Here is a 23343-nt window from a genome sequence, read left to right on the forward strand (position 1 = left end):
ATAAGTTGCCTTATCAGGTTTAAAAATAAAAGTTGGCGTCGTGCTACTCTCACACGGACAAGCCGCATTACCATCGCCGCTGACGGACTTAACTGCTGAGTTCGGAATGGAATCAGGTGTATCCCCGTCGCTATCAACGCCATTAAAACAATTTGAATAAAAGCTCAACCTAGTCGCTTAAAAGCTTCTAAGCCTTGAAGTGTAAATTTAATTTGAGTGATACAGATCTACTTAAAGATCAAGTAAGCTCATTGTACGATTACGATTTGTTTCGCGTATTAAATTGACAATTAAATTTTGAGATCCAACAAATTCTAAATTTGTTCAAATCATTCTTAGCAGAGGAATTTAAGAATAGAATTTTTAGTTCACTGATTTAGCAAAGCTAAAAATTTAAGTCTAAAAATTGCTCCACATTTAAAGTCAAACGACATATTAGTATTGGTCAGCTAAATGTATTGCTACACTTACACCTCCAACCTATCAACCTCCTAGTCTAGAAGGAGTCTTAAGGGAAAACTAATCTTGTGGTCGGCTTCCCGCTTAGATGCTTTCAGCGGTTATCCGTTCCAAACATAGCTACTCTGCAATGCCGCTGGCGCGACAACAGAAACACCAGAGGTTTGTCCATCCCGGTCCTCTCGTACTAGGGACAGCTCCACTCAATTTTCCTACGCCCACAGAGGATAAGGACCAAACTGTCTCACGACGTTCTGAACCCAGCTCGCGTACCTCTTTAATTGGCGAACAGCCAAACCCTTGGGACCTGCTCCAGCCCCAGGATGAGATGAGCCGACATCGAGGTGCCAAACACCCCCGTCGATGTGAACTCTTGGGGGGTATCAGCCTGTTATCCCCGGAGTACCTTTTATCCGTTGAGCGATGGCCCTTCCACGCGGGACCACCGGATCACTTTGACCTGCTTTCGCACCTGCTCGACTTGTAGGTCTTGCAGTTAAGCTCCCTTATGCCAATGCACTCGACGCCTGGTTTCCAATCAGGCTGAGGGAACCTTCGCACGCCTCCGTTACTTTTTAGGAGGCGACCGCCCCAGTCAAACTCCCCACCAGACAGTGTCCCTCGCCCAGATAATGAGCGCAGGTTAGATCTCTAAGACAACAAGGGTGGTATTTCAAGGATGACTCCATCAGAACTAGCGTCCCAACTTCAAAGTCTCCCACCTATCCTACACATGCTGCCTCAAAGATCACTGCCAAGCTAGAGTAAAGGTTCACGGGGTCTTTCCGTCCTTCTGCGGGTACCCGGCATTTTCACCGAGAATTCAGTTTCGCTGGGCACTTGGTTGAGACACCGGAGAAGTCGTTACGCCATTCGTGCAGGTCGGAACTTACCCGACAAGGAATTTCGCTACCTTAGGACCGTTATAGTTACGGCCGCCGTTTACTGGGGCTTCGATTCTCAGCTTCGCTTGCGCTAACAAATCCTCTTAACCTTCCAGCACCGGGCAGGCGTCAGGCTGTATACGTCGTCTTGTGACTTAGCACAGCCCTGTGTTTTTGATAAACAGTCGCTACTCCCATTTCACTGCGACCTCCAAAGGCTTCATCCGCAAGGATTACACCCTCAAAGGCACACCTTATCCCGAAGTTACGGTGTCAAGTTGCCGAGTTCCTTAACCAAGTTTAACCCAATCGCCTTAGAATACTCATCCTACTCACCTGAGTTGGTTTACGGTACGGGCTTTCTTTACAACACATCGAAGATTTTCTTGGAACCATGGAGTCTGCCACTTCTGGGAATAAATTCCCTCGCATTCGCATCTCAGTGTTAAGTGTAGCGGATTTACCTACTACACCACCTACTTGCTTACACCTCAATCCAATAAGAGGCTGGCATATCCTAATTCGTCTCTCCTATGCTTAAATAAAGAAAGGTAAAGGAATATTAACCTTTTATCCATCGACTACGCCTATTGGCCTCGCCTTAGGACCCGACTAACCCTGGGACGATTACCGTGGCCCAGGAACCCTTGAGTTTACGGCGTGCAGGTTTTTCACCTACATTAACACGCTACTTGTGTCAGCATGATCACTTCTTATCAGTCCAGCCGTACTCACGTTCGACCTTCACCCCAATAAGAACGCTCCCCTACCCCGTATAGATTACTCTATACAGCCGTGTCTTCGGTATTAAGCTTTAGCCCCGTTAAATCTTCCGCGCAAATCCACTAGACCAGTGAGCTATTACGCTTTCTTTAAAGGATTGCTGCTTCTAAGCCAACCTCCTGGTTGTCTCAGTAGCTTCACAACGTTTTCCACTTAGCTTAAATTTAGGGACCTTAGACGACGGTCTGGGCTCTTTCCCTCTCGACTATGGACCTTATCACCCATAGTCTGTTTCCCGGAGTAGATATCAATGGCATTCGGAGTTTGATTGGGTTTGGTAATCCGGTAAGGACCCCTAGCCCATTCAGTGCTCTACCTCCATGATACAATTTATCCGAGACTATACCTAAATATATTTCGGGGAGAACCAGCTATCACCCAGTTTGATTGGCCTTTCACCCCTATCCACAGCTCATCAAAGTATTTTTCAACACACACTTGTTCGGGCCTCCACGAAGTGTTACCTCCGCTTCACCCTGGCCATGGATAGATCACCAGGTTTCGGGTCTATCCCTGCAAACTAAATCGCCCTATTCAGACTCGCTTTCGCTACGGCTCCACCTAACGGCTTAACCTTGCTTGCAAAGATAACTCGCTGACTCATTATGCAAAAGGTACGCGGTCACACATTTAGAATAGTGCTCCCACTGCTTGTAAGCTTACGGTTTCAGATTCTATTTCACTCCCCTCCCGGGGTTCTTTTCACCTTTCCATCACTGTACTAGTTCACTATCGGTCATCAAGGAATATTTAGCCTTGGAGAGTGGTCTCCCCAGATTCCCAACGGATTTCTCGTGTCCGATGGTACTCAGGATACTCCTAGAGTCACTCTTGTTTTCGTTTACAGGGCTTTCACCTTCTTTGGCTAGTCATTCAAACTATTCTACTAACAATCATGAATCTCACATTGGAGTCCTACAACCCCTAATTCAAATAAATAAATTAGGTTTGGGCTCTTCCCCGTTCGCTCGCCACTACTAAGGGAATCTCTTTTGATTTCTTTTCCTCAGGGTACTTAGATGTTTCAGTTCTCCTGGTTCGCTTTTCTAAGCTATGTATTCACTTAGAAATACCTGTAAAACAGGTGGGTTTCCCCATTCAGACATCTCCGGATCATAGTGTATGTGCCACTCCCCGAAGCTTATCGCAGCTTATCACGTCTTTCATCGCTTCTTGATGCCAAGGCATCCACCGTAAGCTCTTAAAAACTTTAAATTGGTATTCTTAAACTCTGCTAAGAATCAACTCAACAAATTTGAAAAATCATTTAATTTTACTTAAATGATATGTTCTCTCTCAAGTATATCGATTTTCATCGATACATTTTTAATTGCTTACAATGCTTACATTTTATTTTCATAAATTCAGTCATTGTAAAAATTTAATCCAGCGAAACAACCGCATTTTTTTATTTCATTTTGTACTACAGTTAAAAAAATTTAGGCTATTTCAAATTAAATTTTACCTTTCAATTACAAACATAAAAATAAACTATTAAAAATAATTTATCTTACATATTTGTAAGAGCTTTTATTCAATTTTCAAAGAACAACTTCATAGCGAGAGCTTTGTAACAGTTGGTGGGCCTGGGAAGACTTGAACTTCCGACCCCACGCTTATCAAGCGTGTGCTCTAACCAACTGAGCTACAGGCCCTCTCGCCTTGATTGAGCTTACGCTCTTTCAAAGCTGAATAGCTTGGTTTTTGTGAAAGACCTAGAATGTTCATTCACCATAATTTAACTTCGCAGTTATTTTATTGGTTTCAGAAATATCATCCTTAGAAAGGAGGTGATCCAGCCGCAGGTTCCCCTACGGCTACCTTGTTACGACTTCACCCCAATCATCGACCATACCTTGGACGCTTGCCTCCGAAGTTAGCTCAGCGGCTTCTGGTATAACCAACTTTCATGGTGTGACGGGCGGTGTGTACAAGGCCCGGGAACGTATTCACCGCGGCATGCTGATCCGCGATTACTAGCGATTCCAGCTTCATGGAGTCGAGTTGCAGACTCCAATCCGAACTGAGAAGAGCTTTAAAAGATTAGCCAAACCTTGCGGTCAAGCAGCTTTCTGTACTCTCCATTGTAGCACGTGTGTAGCCCTGGGCATAAGGGCCATGAGGACTTGACGTCATCCCCGCCTTCCTCCGACTTAACGTCGGCAGTCCCTCTAGAGTGCCCAACTTAATGCTGGCAACTAAAGGCAAGGGTTGCGCTCGTTGCGGGACTTAACCCAACATCTCACGACACGAGCTGACGACAGCCATGCAGCACCTATATACAGACCCGAAGGCGTCACCATCTCTGGCGACTTCCTGTACATTTCGAACCCAGGTAAGGTTTTTCGCGTTGCATCGAATTAAACCACATGCTCCACCGCTTGTGCGGGCCCCCGTCAATTTCTTTGAGTTTTAATCTTGCGACCGTACTCCCCAGGCGGGATACTTAACGCGTTAGCTTCGGCACTGAAGGGGTCAATACCTCCAACACCAAGTATCCATCGTTTACGGCGTGGACTACCAGGGTATCTAATCCTGTTTGATCCCCACGCTTTCGGATCTGAGCGTCAGTAATAGTCCAGAAGGCCGCCTTCGCCACCGGTGTTCCTCCAAATATCTACGTATTTCACCACTACACTTGGAATTCTACCTTCCTCTACTATACTCAAGACCGCTAGTATCAAATGCACTTCCCGGGTTGAGCCCGGGGCTTTCACATCTGACTTGGCAGTCCGCCTACATCCGCTTTACGCCCAATGATTCCGAGCAACGCTAGGACCCCTCGTATTACCGCGGCTGCTGGCACGAAGTTAGCCGGTCCTTTCTTGTAAGGTACGTTCATTTTGTTATTCCCTTACGACAGAGTTTTACGACCCGAAGGCCTTCATCACTCACGCGGCGTCGCTGCATCAGGGTTTCCCCCATTGTGCAATATTCCCTACTGCTGCCTCCCGTAGGAGTCTGGGCCGTGTCTCAGTCCCAGTGTGACTGGTCATCCTCTCAGACCAGTTAGAGATCGTTGCCTTGGTAGGCCTTTACCCCACCAACTAGCTAATCTCACGCGGACTCATCCTCTAGTGATAAATCTTTGACCCCTGTTTCCGCAGAAACTGTGGTCTTATGCGGTATTAGCTTACCTTTCGGTAAGTTATTCCCCGCTAGAGGGCAGATTATCCACGCGTTACTCACCCGTGCGCCACTCATACTCGTACCGAAGTACTTTCCTCGTTCGACTTGCATGTATTAGGCACGCCGCCAGCGTTAGCTCTGAGCCAGAATCAAACTCTTCAGTTTAAATTGAAAAGTTGATCTTTATAAAAAATCATTAAAATTATCATTGTTAAATCCAAAGAAATAAATTTCTTCGGGTTTGGCACAAAAACCATACGCTATTCAGTTTTCAAAGAACATTAACTCAAGAAGGATGGTTCTAAGGCTCAAAAACTTTTTGGTCAACAGAAAAAAACAAGAAAAAGAACTTTTTTTTCATTTTTCTTTTTGACCAAAGCCTTAGCTTATTTTTTGAACAATTTCGGGAAGTTACCTTCGATCGTCAAAACCACCACAACTCAGTGAGATCAGCTTGTACGTTGGTATTTCCAGATAAGCAAACTTTTTTTTAAAAAAGATCAAAAGAACATCATTTTGTCTGTTTTTTGACCTGTTTTTGAATAAAAAGCCCGATCTGCTGGGCTTTACTCCCTCCTTATCTCCGTTTAAAGACCATTCCATATGTGCCTACGCAAGGAAGATGGTTCTAATTAGCTCATTCCCCCTCTCTTATGTGATAAAAGGCTTAAAGTTGAACTGATGGCTTAACGAAAAACTAACAAAGACACTACCGCTCCCTCTATGTAGAAACTGTTTTATATTTACACTCTTTGTTTACGAGATATTTTGTTTCCTTCAGTGCATAAACTTGTTTATGCTTTTCATCAGACTTGTTCGCGAACTTGTTTGCGTCTTTGATTAGACCTGTACGTGAACTTTATGCCATTTGCATTGGATTCATTATAAGTTGGAGTTCTTATGCTTGTGCATTGCTGTTGGACTCTTGGGGTTTCGCGTTCTAACATTATCTTTATTCGTATTTATAAATATAACTATAAGTAGAGTTGTGGGGGCAAACGTGAAGCGTGTTTTAAAGTTCATCCTAAGTTTTTTTCGTGCGATCTTTGGGAAGTGGAGGTTGGCATTGTCGTGGGACAAGCCTGCTTGGCTGAGCAAACTTTGTAATAAATTGACCTCATCGTTTTTAGGCCGCGCTTGTGCCAATGTTAAAAATAAAGCTCAGTCTTCAAAACTGTCCCAACCCAGATACCTAGCCTTTTTGGGGTTAGGAGCTATGGTGTTAAGTGGTCTGCTGGTTGCGGGGTATTCGGCGTACCAAAAGTACCTCGAGTCCTTACCTAAACCCGATTATGTAGGGGTCAGCATCTCTGCCCCTCAAAATACTAATCCTGAAACCAAAGAGATTCATGGGTTACGCATTCATTTTTCAAAGTCAGCGGCTCCAATGGATCAAATCGGCAAAGAGGTCACTGAAAATGCACCTACTCTATCCCCAGCACTTTCTGGAACGTGGCATTGGGAAAGTGATAAGTCCTTGGTGTTTACGCCCCAAGCAGACCTTGTCGCCTTTCAAAATGACTGGTTAGTGGGAAGCACCTATACTGTCTCTTTAAATACTAAACTGTTTCCTTCTCACCTTTTGTTTTCAAAAACCAAATATGAATTTAATACGGCGGCCCTCTTCCCCAGAACTACGAATAGTGAGTTTTATATTCATCCTAACAATAATAAAATCAGAAAGGCTCTGTTTACTGTGACCAGCAGTATTCCTTTAGATGCTGAAGATTTTAAAAAGAAAGTTTCTCTTAAAATTAGTACCAAAGAGAATGCTTTAATAGGTAAGGGATCACAAAGTCTAACACCTACCATATCTTTTAATCCCGAACTCACCCAAGCTTATATTGAATCTCCTGCCTTGGATATGGTGGGGCCCGATAGGCAAGTGGAACTTAAGCTGGAAAAGAATCTACAATCTTTACGAGGAGGACAAGGTTCTACAGAAAGTTTAAGTGCCAGCGTCGATGTACCAGGTAAATTCAGTGCTTTTAAAGTCGAAAAACCTCAAATCATTTTTGCGCGCAATGAAAAGTTTGAGCCTGAACAGATCATCACCCTAGAAACTAAGGTGGGAGTAAAATCCGAAGACCTTTTGAAGTCCTTAAAGCTGTACTTGTTGCCTGAAACTCACGATCGAGTACGTCAAGTGCAGCATGGAGCTACAGTGACAGCTAAGGATGTGCGAGAATGGTACGAATCAGACATCAACAGCACGGCCCTCAATAACGCCGAGGTGCTCACGCCCATTGCGATTCCCACCCCTACGCCCTACAGCCAAACTCACAGTTTTAAAATCATTGTACCAGTAGACCGTTATTTGTACTTCTCTTTATCCAAAGGCATTAAAGCAATGGGAGATTACGAACTGGGGAAGGATGTACAGCACGTTGTTTATTCTCCTAATTATACTCCTGAGCTGATGTTTATGAGCGACGGGGCCATTCTTTCTTTGTCAGGGGACGGTAAACTGCCTTTGCTGGCTAGGAACGTAAAGCAAGTGGAGTTTGAGATATCCAGAGTTCTTCCTGAGCATATTAACTTTTTAATTTCCAGGATGGTTTATAATAATTCCTTTACCCATCCCTATCATCAAGACATTGAGGATTTTATTTCAGAAAGAAAAGTCGAAAAACAAAATATTCCTTTTCATTCTGAAACCGAAACTCAATATTTTTCTCTGGATCTAAAAAGCCATAAGGCCCGATCTGGATTTCTGTATGTCAGGTCCAAAGCTTTACAAGCAGGAGGGGTTCAAAAAGGGCGAAACAGTTACTACCAACTGCCCTCCACAGAACGACTGATTTTGATCACTGATCTGGGCATGATTGCCAAACACACCGCCGACCAAGAACTGTATGTGTATGTGCAAAATTTGCGTACAGGTCAACCTATGGCTCAAGCTAAAGTGGACATCTTGGGGCAAAACGGTATTCCAGTTTTGACCAAGATGACGGACAGCCAAGGTCATGTAGTTTTCCCTAAATTTAATTTCCAAAGAGAGAAAAAACCTTTGGCCATTGTGGCAAGGTCTGGAGCAGATGTCTCTTATCTTCCTTATCAAATTCCCAATCGTGAGTTGGCCTATTCCAGATTTAATACAGGAGGCATTCACAAGCCTTCCCAATCTGAAGAGCTTTCGGCGATGTTATTTTCGGATAGAGGACTTTATCGCCCTGGAGAAACGGTCAACATTGGAATGATCCTACGCTCACATCTGGAGAACACTTCTGAGATCGAAAAACTTCCTCTTGTTGTGAAGGTCCTTGATCCTAGAGGAAACTACATCAAACAAGAAAAACAAAAAATCCCTCTGTTTGGTTTAAAAGACTTTCACTTTACCACTCAAGAAACCAGCCCTACAGGAACTTATGTTGTCCAACTGTATGTGACCAAGACCAACAACAATTACACTTATGATCAGCTGATCTCTTCAACTCAAGTTGTGCTTGAAGAGTTTCAACCTGACAAACTAAAGATTCATACACAGCTCACCCCTGCTAAAACTGTGGGCTGGGTGCCACTGACCAAACTCACTGCACGCGTCAGTCTGAAGAACTTATTTGGAACCGCAGCTGAAAATCGAATGATTAAAAGCGAGCTGGAATTGATCCCCACTGTGCCACGAACAGAAAAATACCGTGACTACATCTTTAAATACTCCCGAGAGCATTTACAGACTGTAAAAGAAAACTTGGTGGATAAAACCACGGATAAAAATGGAGAAGTAGAGTTTGATATTGATCTTGAAAAATACGAAGGCTTTTACTCTGTGATCTTGCGTACCCAAGGTTATGAAACAGGAGCTGGGCGCAGTGTGGAGGCTTCAGCTTCCGTCTTTGCCAGCACTTGGAAGACCATTGTGGGATATAAGACGGACGGGTCTTTAAACTATATTAAAAGAGACTCTGCACGAAGTATCAATTTGGTGGCCTTAAACTCTGATCTTGTGCCTTCGGCGGAGGATGTCACTTTGCAATTGCATGAGACACAGTATGTGTCCGCACTGATGAAACAAAACGATGGCACCTACCGATATCAGTCCATCAAAAAAGAAGTTCTTCTGAACGAAGATCAAAAAAATATTCCTGCGTCGGGCCTGAAACTGACCTTGCCCACGGATAAAGCTGGGGACTTTGTTTATCTGGTTAAAAATAAAGAGGGGCAAGAGATCAATCGCATTGAATTCAAAGTGATGGGTACGACCAATTTGACCCGTTCATTAGATAGAAATGCCGAACTGCAAATTGTGTTAAACAAAGAGGACTACCAGCCTGGGGAAGAGATTGAACTGCAAATTCTTGCCCCTTATAAAGGTTCGGGTCTTATCACCATTGAAAGAGAAAATGTCTTTGCTCAAAAGTGGTTCACCACCCAATCAAACACTACGATAGAGCGCATACGCATTCCTAATACCGTATCTGGGAATGCCTATGTCAATGTCACTTTCTTGCGAGCCATAGATTCTTCAGAAATTTACACCAGTCCCTTAAGCTATGGTGTGCAGCCTTTTTCGATCAGTCTTGATAAATATAAAACTCAGGTGAATTTACAGGCACCAGAAAAAGTAAAACCAGGACAGGCTCTTAACATTCAGTACTCTGCCAGCCGACCGACCTCACTGATTTTATATGGGGCAGATGAGGGTATTTTACAGGTGGCCAAGTACACACTGCCTAACCCTATTTTACACTTTTTTAAAAAGCAGGCCTTACAAGTAAGAACCTTTCAACTTTTAGATTTACTGCTGCCTGAGTACTCTGTACTTAAAAACACGTCCTCTCCTGGAGGTGATGATTTTAACGAAGCCTTACAACGCAACTTAAATCCCTTTAAAGCCAAGTCCCTCAAGCCCGTGGTCTTTTGGTCTGGAGTGCTAAGTGCCTCTCAAAAACCACAAACTTTCAGTTACGAAGTGCCTGATTATTTTAATGGCTCTATTAAAATAATGGCGGTCGCAAGTTCTAAACAAGGTTTAGGAGCTAGCGAAACAGGCTCTATTTCTAGAGGGGATTTTATTATTTCTCCAACTACACCTGTCTTTGTCACCCCAGATGATGAAATTGAAGTAGGTGTGAATGTTTCTAATCAAAGTGAAAATCCGAATGCCTCGTCTTCACTGACTGTGAAAGTCGTAAGTTCTTCTCATCTGAGTGTCTCGGGGGCTTCGGAACAGACTCTTAATGTACCCGTGGGTAGAGAAGAAGGAACATCTTTTAAATTCAAAGCCCGTAGAGAGTTTGGAGCCGCAAACTTAAAGTTTGAAGTCCATAATGGAACTGAAAGTGCCAAGTACTCTCACGAACTCAGTGTCAGGCCCGCCACACCTTATATCACGACCATTCAAGCGGGCATTCAGGACTCTTTACCTCTTACGATTGCAAACCCAAGAGTTTTAGCTCCTGAGCTGGCTTCTCAATCTTTAAGTTTATCCTTCTTACCTTTATCTATTGGCACAGCACTGGTGCAGTACCTAGAGAGCTTCCCGTACGGATGCACAGAGCAGATCGTTTCTAAAGCTGTGCCTTTATTACTGACCTATGCCTATGACGTAGGAACTGAGCGCGCTTCTACGACCCATGCTCACGTGATCTCGATGCTACAGCGTCGACAAAAAACTGATGGCGGTTTTGCTTTGTACGAAGGCTCGGGGTCGTCACACACTCCAGCCACTCTGTACGCGATCACCTACTTACAAGAGGCCCAAAAGCACAATCTTGAAGTTCCAGAAGAGATGCAGGAACAGCTTAAAGAGTATTTAAATTCACAAGACCTCAGAGCCTTTGGCAATGTCCATCAGGTTCGCATGTTCACTCAATCGCTTTATCTGCGAGCACGCTATGGTGAAAACCCAAAATCAGACTTGGTGTACCTAGAACAACTTTTAGAAAAGAACTTTAAAGGTCAGTGGGAGCAAGATGTAACAGCCATATATCTGGCGGGCCTGTATCAAATCATTCAAAATAAAAACAAAGGGTGGGATATTCTAAAACGTGTTAAGATGAATGAGAAGATCAGCAGTAATTATGAATACTACTACGATTCTGCGATTCGTAATGGAGTTTATCTTAGAATCATTGCTCAACATTTTCCAGAACGACTAGCTTCTGTGTTGAACCATGAAACATGGAAGTCTCTTTTAAACCCACTTCTTAATGGTCAGTACAATACAAACTCTGCAGCTCATATTCTATTGGCATTCAGTTCTTTGGATAATGAAAAGAATAAGGATGGATTTCCTCAAGGACTTAAAACTGAGCAAACCTTCCAAGATGGAAAGACCAGCGAGTTGACCTTGGCTTCGGGGTTGGTGTCTAAAACTCAAATTGATTTAGGTGTCACCAAGCTACAACTTAAAGGAACTGCGCCAACTCCTCTTTTTTATAGCTTAACTCAAAGTGGATTTGACGCTGAATTGCCCACTCAAGAAGTCAAAAAGCGCATTGAAATCAGTCGTGTGGTGGAAAATCAAAGTGGCACACCTATCAAACAAGTCAAAATGGGGGATAATATCTATATTAAGGTGCGCTGGCGCACACTGAAGTCCGAAGGAGTCCCCCACCTAGTGATTGTTGATCTTTTCCCTGCGGGATTTGAATTGGTCAGTTCAAGTGTCAATCAAAACTCTGCCTCTTATGTGGACTACATTGATAAACGTGAAGATCGTTTGGTGATTTATGGTTATGCCAACGCCGAGATGGGGCAAACCACATACGAGCTGCGAGCCACTCATAGAGGTAAATTTAATTTGCCAGCTATTTTTGGCGAGTCACTTTATGACAAGAGCATTCAGTACAGAGGAGTGAGTGAAACGATTGAAGTTTTATAAGATCGCTTTTTTGTTTTTTATCCTCTTGGCTGTGACTGTGGGAGGCGGGCGATGGCTTGCCTCCCCTTTGCGCGATCATATTTCTTTTTCCAGAGAAGTTTACGATCGGCAGGGTCGACTGCTGCGCTTGACTCTGTCTGGTGATGAGAAGTATCGCATTTGGACTCCTTTAGAAGATATCCATCCCCAATATGTGGAGTCGGTCTTACTTTATGAGGACCGATATTTCTTTTACCATATTGGAGTCAATCCCGTTTCACTTCTCAAAGCCGCCTTCAGTTATACGCAAAACACCAAAGGCCCAGGGGCTTCGACCATCACCATGCAGCTGGCCCGCATTAAATACGGGTTAAAAACCCAAACTCTTAAAGGAAAAATCAAACAAATTTTATATGCACTAAGATTAGAAGCTCAGCATTCCAAAAAAGAAATTTTAGAAACCTATTTGAACCTGATTCCCTTTGGGGGCCCTATAGAGGGCGTTGGGAGCGCCAGCCGTGTGCTATTTGGCAAAGCTCCTAAAGACCTGCACCTTTCTGAAAGTTTATGGCTGACACTTATTCCTCAAAATCCGACACAAAGAGGGCGACTTGCAAACAAAACGTCCCAGTCCCCTGTTTTAAAACAGGCCTTCACCAAACTTTCTAAAATGTGGTTGGAAAAACATCCGCAAGACCAAGAATGGGCGACCTTGCCAGACATTCCCAACATGGTTACTCGTTTAAAAAAACTCCCTTTCTTAGCGCCGCATTTTACCAATATGGTTTTATCGGAATCAGAAAAACTTGTGGTGAAAAGCACTCTAGATTTTCAAATTCAAAGACTGGTGGAAAAAAAGTTAAGTCACTTTGTAAACTCCAAAAGTGCTTTAGGGGTGCAGAATGCTGTGGCTTTGGTGATTCACCATGAAACCCAAGAGGTGCTTGCCTATGTGGGCTCTAAAGATTTTTTTAATGATGAGATTGGAGGGCAGGTCAACGGTGTGCTGGCCAAACGTTCTCCTGGTTCTACCCTTAAACCTTTTGTGTATGCCCTAGCTTTTGAACAAGGGCTCATCCATCCAAGGACTTTATTAAAAGATACGCCCTCGGTGTTTGCCTCTTATCATCCTGAAAACTTTGACCAAAAATTTTTAGGACCGATCACCGCCGAGCAGGCTCTGAGGCTCAGTCGTAATATTCCTGCTGTGAGTCTGAATCAACGTCTTGTGGACCCCAACCTGTATCAGTTTTTAAAAAAGGCGCACATTCATTTTCCTTATGATGAAAAGCACTATGGCTTAAGTTTGGTCTTAGGTGGCACCGAAGTGTCCCCTTGGGAGATGGCCCATCTGTACAGCATGCTGGCAAACCTTGGGCAGTGGTCCCCTTTGCGCTGGGACATGGAAGGTGAGCAGAGTTTCGCATCATCTAACCCCTTACACGCACAGACCGTAGTGGCATCCCCCCTTGAAGATGCTTCACGGCTCTCCACCTCCGACGAGAAGACCACCCAGGTATATTCCTCTGCTACTTCTCAAAGTTCTAGAGTTCAAACTTTGCTTTCTGAAGAGAGCAGTTTTGTGACCTTAGACATTCTAGCAGGTACACCTAAGCCTTATCAGAATTATCAAGCCCAGTGGGTGTCTGACCCCATTCCTGTGGCGTGGAAGACGGGAACCTCTCCTGGTTTTAGGGACGCATGGACTGCGGGAGTTATGGGGCCTTATACAATTGTGGTGTGGTTAGGAAACTTTGATAACACACCTAATCCTGCCTTTGTGGGGATTGAGCTGGCTGCACCTCTGTTTTTTCAGATTGCCGACGGTTTAAGCCAGACTGACTTTCAAAAGCCTTTTTGGAATAATCCCACGGGTTTGGATCTGCAAAGAGCCGAGGTCTGTTCGGTCTCGGGGCATCTGCCGCATGAGCACTGCCCCCATACCACCCCAACATGGTTTCAATCAGGAGTTTCGCCGATCACATCTTGTGACGTGCATCGACCTGTACCCATTGATCGCATCACGGGACTTAGAAGCTGTACGGGCATGACCTCACAAACAGAAATCAAAGTGTATGAGTTCTGGCCCACAGACTTGCAAAGACTTTTTAAACAAGCGGGGATACATCGCAAACTGGCACCTGCTTTTTCTCCTGAATGTGGGTTGAGTGATACGGCTCACTTGGGTAAAAAACCTCAGATCACATCTCCGCAAAAAGACATCACGTATTTAAAAAGTTTAACCACCGCCGAAGGGCAGAACACCCTCACCCTTGAAGCCACTGCGGACAGTGATAGCTCTGAACTTTATTGGTTTATAGATAAAAGTTTTATTGGCAAAAGCAAAAGCCGTGAGCCCTTACTTTATAAAGCCTTAAAATCAGGGACACACACTTTTACTGTTATTGATGATTTGGGGCGCTCGGATTCGGTCAAAGCAGAGTTACAGATTGTACGTTAAATTCAAAAAAATCTACATACGGCTCGGCTTTTACTACTCATATCAATGATGGATTAAATTGGTGGAGGCAACAGGGATCGAACCTGCGACCTTCTGAATGCAAATCAGATGCTCTCCCAGCTGAGCTATGCCCCCACTAAAGGTCGAAGCGTTATTTTTCATTGAATTTTAGATAAAGGTCAAGATTATTTTCTATGGATTGCCGCCAAAGTGCCACCCCTAACGAACAAAAAGCCCACCTCTAAGGGGGGGCTATGTTTTGCAGCTTAAAGAGTATGCAGTTTTTGTTTTTAAGTGAGATGAATATTAAGCGTTGGCGGCGAAAAGAGTCATTTGGGCTAGCCATTCTCTTTCTTTGGAAAGGTCAAAGCCTACGGCTTCCCCTCCGTCAACGATGGACAGATAGACCTTTCTCAGAACATCAAACTCTTGGGTGTCTAAGTGGTCTTCGTCAGTGATCACATCAATGATGCTTAATAGATCGGGGGTGGTTACAACCTTAGGTAATCTTTGGTCATCTAGACCATAAACCCTAGAAGGTTTAAAACCAATAAGGTGTTTGGTTAAAAGGACTTTGTGGCCATCCAAAAAGTTCACTTGTAAAAAGGGGTTGCCTTCAGAATCTTGGCGATTCAATACGGCCTCTACGGTTTCAGGTTTAAGTTTTAAAGTTTTGCCATCGGTCTTTTGAACTAAGACGTGCTCGCCTTTGATTGAATGGATCAATTGTAGGCCACTGCCCTCGGTTTCCAAAAATATTTTGATATCTTCCAAACTTCCCATCTGCTTCCTTAAAAGAACCTTTGTTAATCCATTCGGCCCTATCTCATTCTTTAATAGCTTTTCGCCAAAGCAGGGAAAACATTTAGGTTTTCAATAATTTTTGGCAGATTGTCCTGTGATAAACTTAGACACATTCTGGCAAATCCCTACTTTTGTGTCTCAAAATAAAAATCTGTTGCGAAAGTGCTGAGCTGGCCCTAGTGTGGAGGCATGATTGTTACTAGATGGCAGGCTCCTGTGGTGCCCACAAAAGAGCAAATTGTGCATATATTTCGAGTAGAAGGCTTACAGCCAGAAGAGGAGATCTATCTCCCCAAACAGACTGTGACAGAGCATAAGCAGCCCTTTGACGAAGTCCGCATGATTGTTAGCGGGGAACTTTTGATGAACATTGCGGGCAATAAACTCCTACTCCGTGCAGGAGATCGCATTCTAATTCCTTCTAACACTAGACATGCTAAAGAGGTGCGCGGCGATGAACCTTGTATTAGCATTTATGCTCAAAAAGTTTTTCATTCTTAAAATAGTCTAGACTTTCCTTTCACAGCTCATCACTCCGCCTTGGTAACCGCTTAGCTACGATCGTCTTTTTTTCTGTAAAGTTCACATCACCTGCACAAAAAGCAAAAAGGCCACAGTGAGCTGGGCCTTGTTTATATCTTTATTCAAATGTGTGGTCTTAAGCTTTGATCTTATAAACCCAATGAAGGAACTGCGTTTCCCGTGTTTCCACCTGTGCTGGGCACTGTAGTACCTGTTGAAGGCACAGTGGTTCCAGTCGTGGGCACCGTTGCTCCAGTATAAGGCGGTACCACTGGATATCCATAAGAGGCTCCATAAGTGGTCCCATAAGGAGTGCCGTATGTTGTGCCGTATGCACCATAGCTGCCGACGGCCCCTATACTGATATTACCTTGTATAGAACCAAAAAGACTTGTTCCACCACCATACGCCGAAGTGCCATAGGTGCCGTACGCTCCGTAAGTCCCATAGCTTGTGCCAAAGCCAGGATTAGAGGCAAAGATCTGTTGTCTTTGGGCATTGATTTGAGCCAACTGCACATCTAGCTGAGCCACAGCCTGTAAGGTAGCAAGGTCTCTGTTACCCTGCGCAATCGCGTTTTGGAGAATCAGCTGTTGCTGCTGTAAAGCAGCTTGTTGAGCTTGCAAATTACCGCCAGCGTGCATTCCCATAGGATTATTTGCATATAGACCACCACCGACCATCAACTGACCGTTTGGACCTACAATCATATTTTGAGGATAGCCTAAAGCTCCGCCCACATTTAAGAATGGGCTTCCGTTAAACTGATATTGCCCGTAAGGACCGACATTTGTGGCACCTAAAACACCTTGGCCGTTAAGTCCACCTGTTGGAGCACAACCAAAAGCCCCCGAAGCCTTAAAGGTGTCTATCACTTGGCTTGCACCGTTCATCACATAATTAGTCATCACCCATGGCTGACGATCATCGCTGGGGTAACCCGCTTCCCAATTTCCTTCACGAGTCTTTTCCATTTGATTGTAAGCAAAGATTCCACCCGCTGTCCAAAGACCTGCCGTCAATAGACCTGGCAACCATTTGCTCCACTCCACACCTGATGACTTTTTCTCTTTACCTGACTCATCACATGTTAAACAGTAGTCTGCAGCTGTAGCGTACTCATCTGCATCCAAAATACATTCTCTGAATTCACTATTTTTGTTGGCCATCTCGCCATCAATATAAGATTGCGCACAAGCCACTTTGGCCTCTGCGATTTCCAAGTCTTTTTTATATTGAGCTTCTTTTTGTTGAAGTTCATACACTTCACGAACCAAAGAAGGGTATCTTCCTCTGGGATTTGAGGGTGTTGCCCGAAGACAACCGTCACACTGCTCATAAGCGTTTTGTGCAATATGCCCACCTCTTGCGGCAGCCTCACACAAGGTAGAATCAATTCCCCCTCCTGAAGCCGCATAGTTGTCACAAGATTGAAAACCTGGAGTAAGAGGAGTCGCATCCGCAGGACCGCCACCATCAGCGCTCGCAAGCATTCTATAGGGATTTTGCATACCTAATTCTTTGTACAAGCCATTCATAGTATATAAATACTCTTGAGTGAAACTCATACCTGCACCCACAAAAACAGGTGATCCTGTCATGTGATTTTTAAAGTCATTCCACGCTTTAGAACCTGAGATTCTTTTTTCGTTATCAGAAGAACCTGTTGCACAATATCCTCTGACGGCGGCACTTACGACTCTTTCACAACTAGAAATAGAATTGTCTGTGCTTAACTTATCTAATTTTTTCTGGATAGATTTAAGCTCTCGTCGGACTTTAGCGGCTGCCGCCTCAAATCTTTCACTCTTTTTAGTGACTTTGCCAGCAATGGAGGTCTGCTCGTAAGAGCACGGTGGATACGCTGCCGAGAGCCCTGTCCCATACATATTGGCGTTATACATTTGCGCCATCCCCACGGGTGCAATCGCCATAACCATCAGAAATAAAATTATTCTTTTCATAAATACTTCCAAGCGCCTCATCCCCTATAGTCTATTATGTTTTCGACACTGAAGGCTTAAAACTTTACTTTTTCGTTGCAGAATCAGGACTTTAGCAGAGCCAACAAATCCTTTAAAACAACCGAAAGGCCCCTGTATGGATAAACCTAAGGTAATATGCGTTGATGACGACAGCGACAACTTGGACGCCGTGGCCACTATATTGGGCCGCGACTTCCATGTTCAGCCCTTTAGGTCTGGTTTGCAAGCCCTAGAGCATTTAAAAAAAACACCCTATGAATACTCTGTTATTATTAGCGACCAACGCATGCCAGAGATCAGTGGTATTGAGTTTTTAGAAAAAACCATTGAAATCAATCCTCTGCCAGCACGTATTCTTTTTACAGGATATTCCAATATTGAAGTGACCATTGAGGCGATCAACAAAGCCCATATTTATCGCTATCTAACCAAACCTTGGGAGCCTGCGGATTTACTTTTAACGGTTAAAGAAGGCTTTGAAAAATACAAGCTGTCTTTGGAACTACGACAAAAAAATGAACTTTTAGAAAAGGCTCTGGTGGATGTGCAGGCCATGGATAAAATCAAAACTAATTTTATGGTCTTGATCAATCACGAGCTTAAAACCCCTCTGACAGCGATTTCTAGCTATTTAGAACTTTTAAAAGAAGAAGAGGATCTTGGAGTTTTACCTAAAAAGTATTTATCCAGAATTGAAGAAGGCTGCTCAAGGCTTAAGTTTTTGACTAACGAAGTGATGTACTTGCTGAGCGACAACAATGAAGTTCTAAATCGCATCAATCACGGCTTAGCAGAAACCAATTTAAGTGATCTTGTCAGACCCTACCGTCAAGATGAAAACTTTAAGGTGACACTCAAGACCGAAGAGAGTGTGGTTGCTATGGCCGAAAAGGTTCTCAAAAATGTGGTCGAACGTCTCACACAAAATGCGTTGCGATTTAAATCTCAAGGACAGGTGGACTTAAGCATTCACGATAAAGGCGAAGGTTTACTGTTTGAGATCAGCAACTTCAGTGATCCTATTGATGAAAAGGACTTAAAACGAATCACGGAACCCTTTGAACTTAATCGTGATATTATGAACCACTCTGGTGGCTTGGGTCTAGGTCTTCCTATCGTTCAAGTTTTACTTAAAAAAGTGGGGAGCAGCTTGGAGCTGTCTTACGATAAAGGACGATTCACCGCAAGATTTGTTGTCCGAAAGCGTCCGCTTCACATGGACGCCTCAAAGCTCAACTTCAGCTAAACTCAATTTTTGACCCATAAAAATCGGACATGAGCTTGCATACGTCGTTTTATGCAAAACTTCATTCTCTTATGGATTTATAATTCTTTAATTTACTGGTCCTTAGGGCTACTCCTTTATACAACTGTTGAGGCACGTGCGGCTTCGACAGCGTTGCCTTCGCCTATTGTTCTGACTGTCGGAGAAAGTACCACTTTAGATGTCACGCCTCAGTCGCAGATCTATATTCAAAAGCGAATTTTAAATCCTAAAACAACAGGAAGTCGGCTGGTTTTGACTGCCACACACCAAGGACAGACCCTTGTGAAAGTTGATGAACAAAGTCATCTGATCCTCGTTCTGACAGAAGAAGACCGTACCTCTTTTTTAGCTTTGCAAAATACTTTTTCTAAACATCCTTCTATTCACATTCACCTTAATAACGAGGGGCTTCTGATCCGTGGAGAGGCCTTGAGTGCCTTTGACTTTGAAAATATTTTTACCTGGCGAGACGCTTTCCTCTTCGGGTTACCTGTTGTTTTGCAAGTGACTTGTCCCGAGTTTCTAACGGCAGAAGTCAGCGTGCTCTTTTCGCAAAGACTCAAACAAGCTGTGACTCTGCCCACAGGTCCCATTGAATCTCTTAAACTTAAAGCGCCACCAAATAAAGAAGCCAGAGCTTGGCTGAAACAGTTTGATCTTAAATTCACCTATGACGAAGTAGACATTCAACCCATGGGGCGATTAAAAATTTATTTTGCCGAAGTAAAAAAGAATAAACTGGAGCAGATTTCCCCTATCCTTAACTCCACTCATCCCCTTAAACCTCTGGCTCTGGAACAGCTTTTGACCTCTGAATACAAACACACCAACGAGCACTTGTTTTCCAGTGTAGGAAGCCAAACAGAAATTTTACTTTTTGATCAGCAGACCGCTAAAATTCATTCAGGGGGTGAATTTCCGATTCTGAATCAAAGCTTTCATCGGTCGGACGTGTCGTGGAAACAGTTTGGTCTTTTTTTAGATGTTATTGGTAAAGACCTTGATGAAACCAGCAGCATCTTAGATTTAAATTTTAAACTTTCCATGGTGGTCAGCAGCAGTAATGAAAGCTCGATCCCCAGTCTAACCAGTGACAGCTGGGTGCAAAAGATTAGGATTTTAAAAAATCACACTTACATTTTAAAAAGTGGTTTCACTAAACATCACCTGCATGGACAACAAGGAAGTTCCATCTTTAAATACATCCCACTGCTGAAGTTTTTATTTCAAGGACGAAGTAAAAACACGGGGGATTCTGACTTGGTACTTGTCCTCACTCTGACTGATACCCCGCTTTAATCAAGGAGTCCTTTTAATGCTTGAAAATGTCACAATAGGCTATACCCATGCCTATCAAAAATTCACTGATTTTTTAGGAACAAGAAATGAATTCTATTCCTCCGAGAGGAAGACTCTTGAGGTGGCAGAACTGATCCCCCTCGCCTTAGAAGGAGAATCCCCAGAGCTGCAAAACCGCATTCTGAGTGAGTTCAACGGTATGGGGCCCCTAGAGTCCTTACTGCAACGTCCTGACATTGATGAGATCATTGTGATGGGACACGACAAGATCATCTATGAGGCACAAGGAGTTCTATATCCACATTCTGATATTTTTTTAAGCGAGAGAAGTTTTATGCGCGTGCTGGATGTGGTCTCAAAATCTTTTTTTAAAGCCATCTCTTATGAAAACCCTACAGGCAACGGCCACTGGGACCACTACCGTGTGCACATCATTGCTCCACCTCTGTCACCTGTTTACAATTTGTCCCTTAGAAAAAAAGGGGCGACAAAAATAAAATCATTAGAGCAGCTGATCGAAAGACAAGCCCTGACTCCCCCACAGTCTGAAGTTTTACAGCAGCTTTTAGTGGAAAAAAAGAACATCCTAGTTTCTGGAGCCACCAGCTCAGGTAAAACCACATTCATCCAGTGTATGTTAAACACCTTAAATCATGATCGTTGTTTGATTATTGAAGACGCGCAAGAGTTAGACCTTCCCAATACATTTAGCACTCGCCTCCTGTGCCCCACTCGCGAAGAGCAGTACGGCCTTTCGATGTCTATGAGTGACCTTGTCAAAGAGTCCTTGCGTATGCGTCCCGATCGATTGATTTTAGGGGAAGCCAGGGGATCAGAGGCCAAAGATTACATTCAAGCTCTTAGCACGGGTCACAGAGGCTGCATCGCTTCGATTCATGCCGCCCATCCGCAAGAAGCCTTACTGCGTTTAGAATGTTTGATCTTACAAGGGGCTCCCGAATGGTCCACAAAGGTGGTGCACCAACTGATGCACTCAAGTATAGACTATGTCATCCAACTGAATAAAGACATTACAGGTCGCCGTCATGTTCAAGATATCCAACGTGTCAGCTGTTTAGAAGAAGGACATATTTCTTTAGAGTCGCTACTACTTTAAAGAAGCTTCTGTACCTTCTGGAGAATCTTGTTGAGCTTTGACAGAACTGCGAAGTTTAATGCCTAACTCGATCAACTGTTCGTTGTCGACATAACTTGGAGCTTCGGACATCATGCAATTTCCACGCGCTGTTTTAGGAAAGGCAATCACATCCCTAATGGCTTCGGTGCGACCCAAAATCATCACCAAACGATCAAGTCCCCAAGCAATGCCCCCATGAGGTGGAGTTCCGTACTTCAGAGCATCGTTAAAAAATCCAAAACGAGCTTTCACCTCTTCATCAGAAATATTAAGAGCTTTAAACACTTGCTTTTGAATTTTAGGATTAAAGATTCTTAAACTGCCACCCGCAACTTCGTTGCCGTTGCAAACAAAGTCATAGGCTTGAGATAAAACCTTACCGTACTCTTTTTCTCGGCCTTCAGACAAGATGGCAAATCCTGTGTCATGAGGAGCTGTGAAGGGATGGTGAACACTGAACCAACGCCCTTCTTTGGCATCAAACTCAAGAAGTGGGAAGTCCACAACCCAACAGAATTTATCTGTGGTCTCATCAATGAGGCCCTCTTCTTTACCTAGAGTCAGTCGTAACCCAGCCAAGCTGTCACATGTGAGCCTCCACTCATCAGCGATCACAAAAAATGTAACAGCACCTTGAGTAAGACCGTGAGCTGCGCGCAACTTGCTTATGAACTCCTCGGTTACAAACTTTTTGATAGGGCTTTGTACATCACCCTTCTCGTCAATTTTAATCCAAACTAAACCTTTCACTCCGTGACGCTTTACTTGTTCTGTCAGTTTGTCTAAGCGTGAGCGTGAAAAAGACTCAACACCTGAGTAGCCTAAACTTCTAACCACACCACCCTGCTCTACGGCTTGTTTGAACACATTGAAGTCCAATTCCGTCGCAAAATCTGAAATGTCCACAATTTTATTGGGAATACGTAAATCAGGTTTATCGTTACCGTATTGATCCATGGCCTCTTGATAAGTCAAAACAGGAACCACGCCCACGTCTTGTCCACGAAACTCTTTCCAAATGGCTTGAGCCAGTTTTTCTGTCAGAGCCATGATCTCTTTTCGTGTGATGAAGCTCATTTCAATATCCAGTTGAGTGAACTCTGGTTGACGGTCAGCTCTTAAATCTTCATCACGAAAACATCTGGCAATCTGGAAGTATCTGTCAATTCCACCCACCATTAAAAGTTGCTTTAAAGTCTGAGGGCTTTGAGGCAAAGCATAGAAATGCCCCTGGTGCATACGTGAGGGAACTAGAAAGTCCCGCGCGCCTTCGGGCGTGCTTTTATAAAGAATAGGCGTTTCCACTTCAAAAAAGTCGTTGTCTGTTAAAAACGCTCTCAGCTTTTGACTGACCTTGTGTCTCAGTCTCATTAAGTTTGTCAGATGAGCTGAACGCATCTCCAAATAGCGATACTTTAGACGTAAAGATTCTGAGACATTCTTTTCTTCAGGTAAAAAAGGTAAGGTTTCTGCTTCGGATAAAATTCTAAGCTCGGTAGCATGAATTTCTATGTCCCCTGTGCTGACCTTAGGATTTTTCATATTTTCAGGACGTTCTTTGACTTGTCCTTTGATGCTCACGACATATTCATTTTTAATATTTTTTGCAGCCTCAAGCACTTTGGGATCTAAAACCGCCTGCACAATACCTTCGCGGTCACGCAAATCCACAAAGACAAGTCCACCATGATCGCGACGAGTGTCAATCCAACCCATGACCACTACATCTTGATCTTTATAGTTCAAACCTATGCGACCACAATAATCGGTTCTTGTTTGATCTAAACTATTGACGACTTGACTCATT

At 43.7% G+C, this 23343-nt stretch carries 9 protein-coding genes, 2 tRNA genes and 3 rRNA genes; 6 read left to right on the top strand and 8 right to left on the bottom strand.

From position 1 onward, the window contains the following. Window positions 1-30 precede the first annotated feature (30 nt). The 4 genes from rrf to M9899_10260 form a co-directional block, all read right to left on the bottom strand. Window positions 31-144, bottom strand: a 5S ribosomal RNA gene (rrf, locus tag M9899_10245). A gap of 270 nt (window positions 145-414) precedes the next feature. Continuing rightward, window positions 415-3341, bottom strand: a 23S ribosomal RNA gene (locus tag M9899_10250). Window positions 3342-3704: 363 nt separating this feature from the next. Continuing rightward, a tRNA-Ile gene (locus M9899_10255) sits at window positions 3705-3781 on the bottom strand. A gap of 128 nt (window positions 3782-3909) precedes the next feature. Next, window positions 3910-5420 (bottom strand): 16S ribosomal RNA (locus M9899_10260). The 16S, 23S and 5S rRNA genes sit together here with 1 tRNA gene alongside, the layout of an rRNA operon. Window positions 5421-6255: 835 nt before the next feature. Here M9899_10260 and M9899_10265 point away from each other — a divergent pair. Both M9899_10265 and pbpC read left to right on the top strand, forming a co-directional pair. Further along, window positions 6256-12081, top strand: a complete 5826-nt coding sequence (locus M9899_10265; GenBank protein ID MCO5114540.1) for an alpha-2-macroglobulin family protein — start codon at window positions 6256-6258, stop codon at window positions 12079-12081. After that, complete coding sequence (gene pbpC / locus M9899_10270; protein MCO5114541.1) at window positions 12059-14521, top strand: penicillin-binding protein 1C; 2463 nt, start codon at window positions 12059-12061, stop codon at window positions 14519-14521. The genes M9899_10265 and pbpC overlap by 23 nt, the downstream gene beginning before the upstream one ends. 59 nt (window positions 14522-14580) lie before the next feature. Here the strand turns inward: pbpC and M9899_10275 are convergent. Next, window positions 14581-14656 (bottom strand) — tRNA-Ala (locus tag M9899_10275). A 171-nt stretch (window positions 14657-14827) separates the two neighbouring features. After that, on the bottom strand, window positions 14828-15304 hold the full coding sequence (locus tag M9899_10280) for a hypothetical protein (protein MCO5114542.1): 477 nt from the start codon (window positions 15302-15304) through the stop codon (window positions 14828-14830). 210 nt (window positions 15305-15514) lie between these two features. Here M9899_10280 and M9899_10285 point away from each other — a divergent pair, with 210 nt between their 5' ends. Beyond that, entirely contained in the window at window positions 15515-15826 is a 312-nt protein-coding gene (locus M9899_10285) for a cupin domain-containing protein (protein MCO5114543.1), read from the top strand. 170 nt (window positions 15827-15996) lie between these two features. Here the strand turns inward: M9899_10285 and M9899_10290 are convergent, their stop codons facing one another. Continuing rightward, the gene (locus M9899_10290; GenBank protein ID MCO5114544.1) at window positions 15997-17811 is read right to left on the bottom strand and encodes a hypothetical protein; all 1815 of its coding nucleotides are present in this window, start codon (window positions 17809-17811) and stop codon (window positions 15997-15999) included. 136 nt (window positions 17812-17947) lie between these two features. Between M9899_10290 and M9899_10295 the strand changes: the two genes are divergently transcribed. From M9899_10295 to tadA, 3 genes are read left to right on the top strand one after another with little or no spacing between them, the layout of a single operon-like run. Continuing rightward, window positions 17948-19078, top strand: coding sequence for a hybrid sensor histidine kinase/response regulator (locus M9899_10295; GenBank protein MCO5114545.1), 1131 nt, complete (start codon window positions 17948-17950; stop codon window positions 19076-19078). A 51-nt stretch (window positions 19079-19129) separates the two neighbouring features. Beyond that, complete coding sequence (locus M9899_10300; GenBank protein MCO5114546.1) at window positions 19130-20398, top strand: type II and III secretion system protein; 1269 nt, start codon at window positions 19130-19132, stop codon at window positions 20396-20398. Between the two features lie 16 nt (window positions 20399-20414). Further along, on the top strand, window positions 20415-21515 hold the full coding sequence (gene tadA, locus M9899_10305; protein MCO5114547.1) for a Flp pilus assembly complex ATPase component TadA: 1101 nt from the start codon (window positions 20415-20417) through the stop codon (window positions 21513-21515). Here the strand turns inward: tadA and aspS are convergent. Further along, on the bottom strand, window positions 21507-23342 hold the full coding sequence (aspS, locus tag M9899_10310) for an aspartate--tRNA ligase (GenBank protein MCO5114548.1): 1836 nt from the start codon (window positions 23340-23342) through the stop codon (window positions 21507-21509). The two genes, tadA and aspS, sit on opposite strands and share 9 nt — an antisense overlap. Window position 23343 lies beyond the last annotated feature (1 nt).

This window comes from Pseudobdellovibrionaceae bacterium (assembly GCA_023954155.1).
Lineage (GTDB): Bacteria > Bdellovibrionota > Bdellovibrionia > Bdellovibrionales > UBA1609 > JAMLIO01.

Coding starts and splice junctions, on each gene's coding strand:
- M9899_10280 (MCO5114542.1), bottom strand. CDS start 15,304: ATGGGAAGTTTGGAAGATATCAAAATATTTTTGGAAACCGAGGGCAGT.
- M9899_10285 (MCO5114543.1), top strand. CDS start 15,515: ATGATTGTTACTAGATGGCAGGCTCCTGTGGTGCCCACAAAAGAGCAA.
- M9899_10290 (MCO5114544.1), bottom strand. CDS start 17,811: ATGAAAAGAATAATTTTATTTCTGATGGTTATGGCGATTGCACCCGTG.
- M9899_10295 (MCO5114545.1), top strand. CDS start 17,948: ATGGATAAACCTAAGGTAATATGCGTTGATGACGACAGCGACAACTTG.
- M9899_10300 (MCO5114546.1), top strand. CDS start 19,130: ATGCAAAACTTCATTCTCTTATGGATTTATAATTCTTTAATTTACTGG.
- tadA (MCO5114547.1), top strand. CDS start 20,415: ATGCTTGAAAATGTCACAATAGGCTATACCCATGCCTATCAAAAATTC.
- aspS (MCO5114548.1), bottom strand. CDS start 23,342: ATGAGTCAAGTCGTCAATAGTTTAGATCAAACAAGAACCGATTATTGT.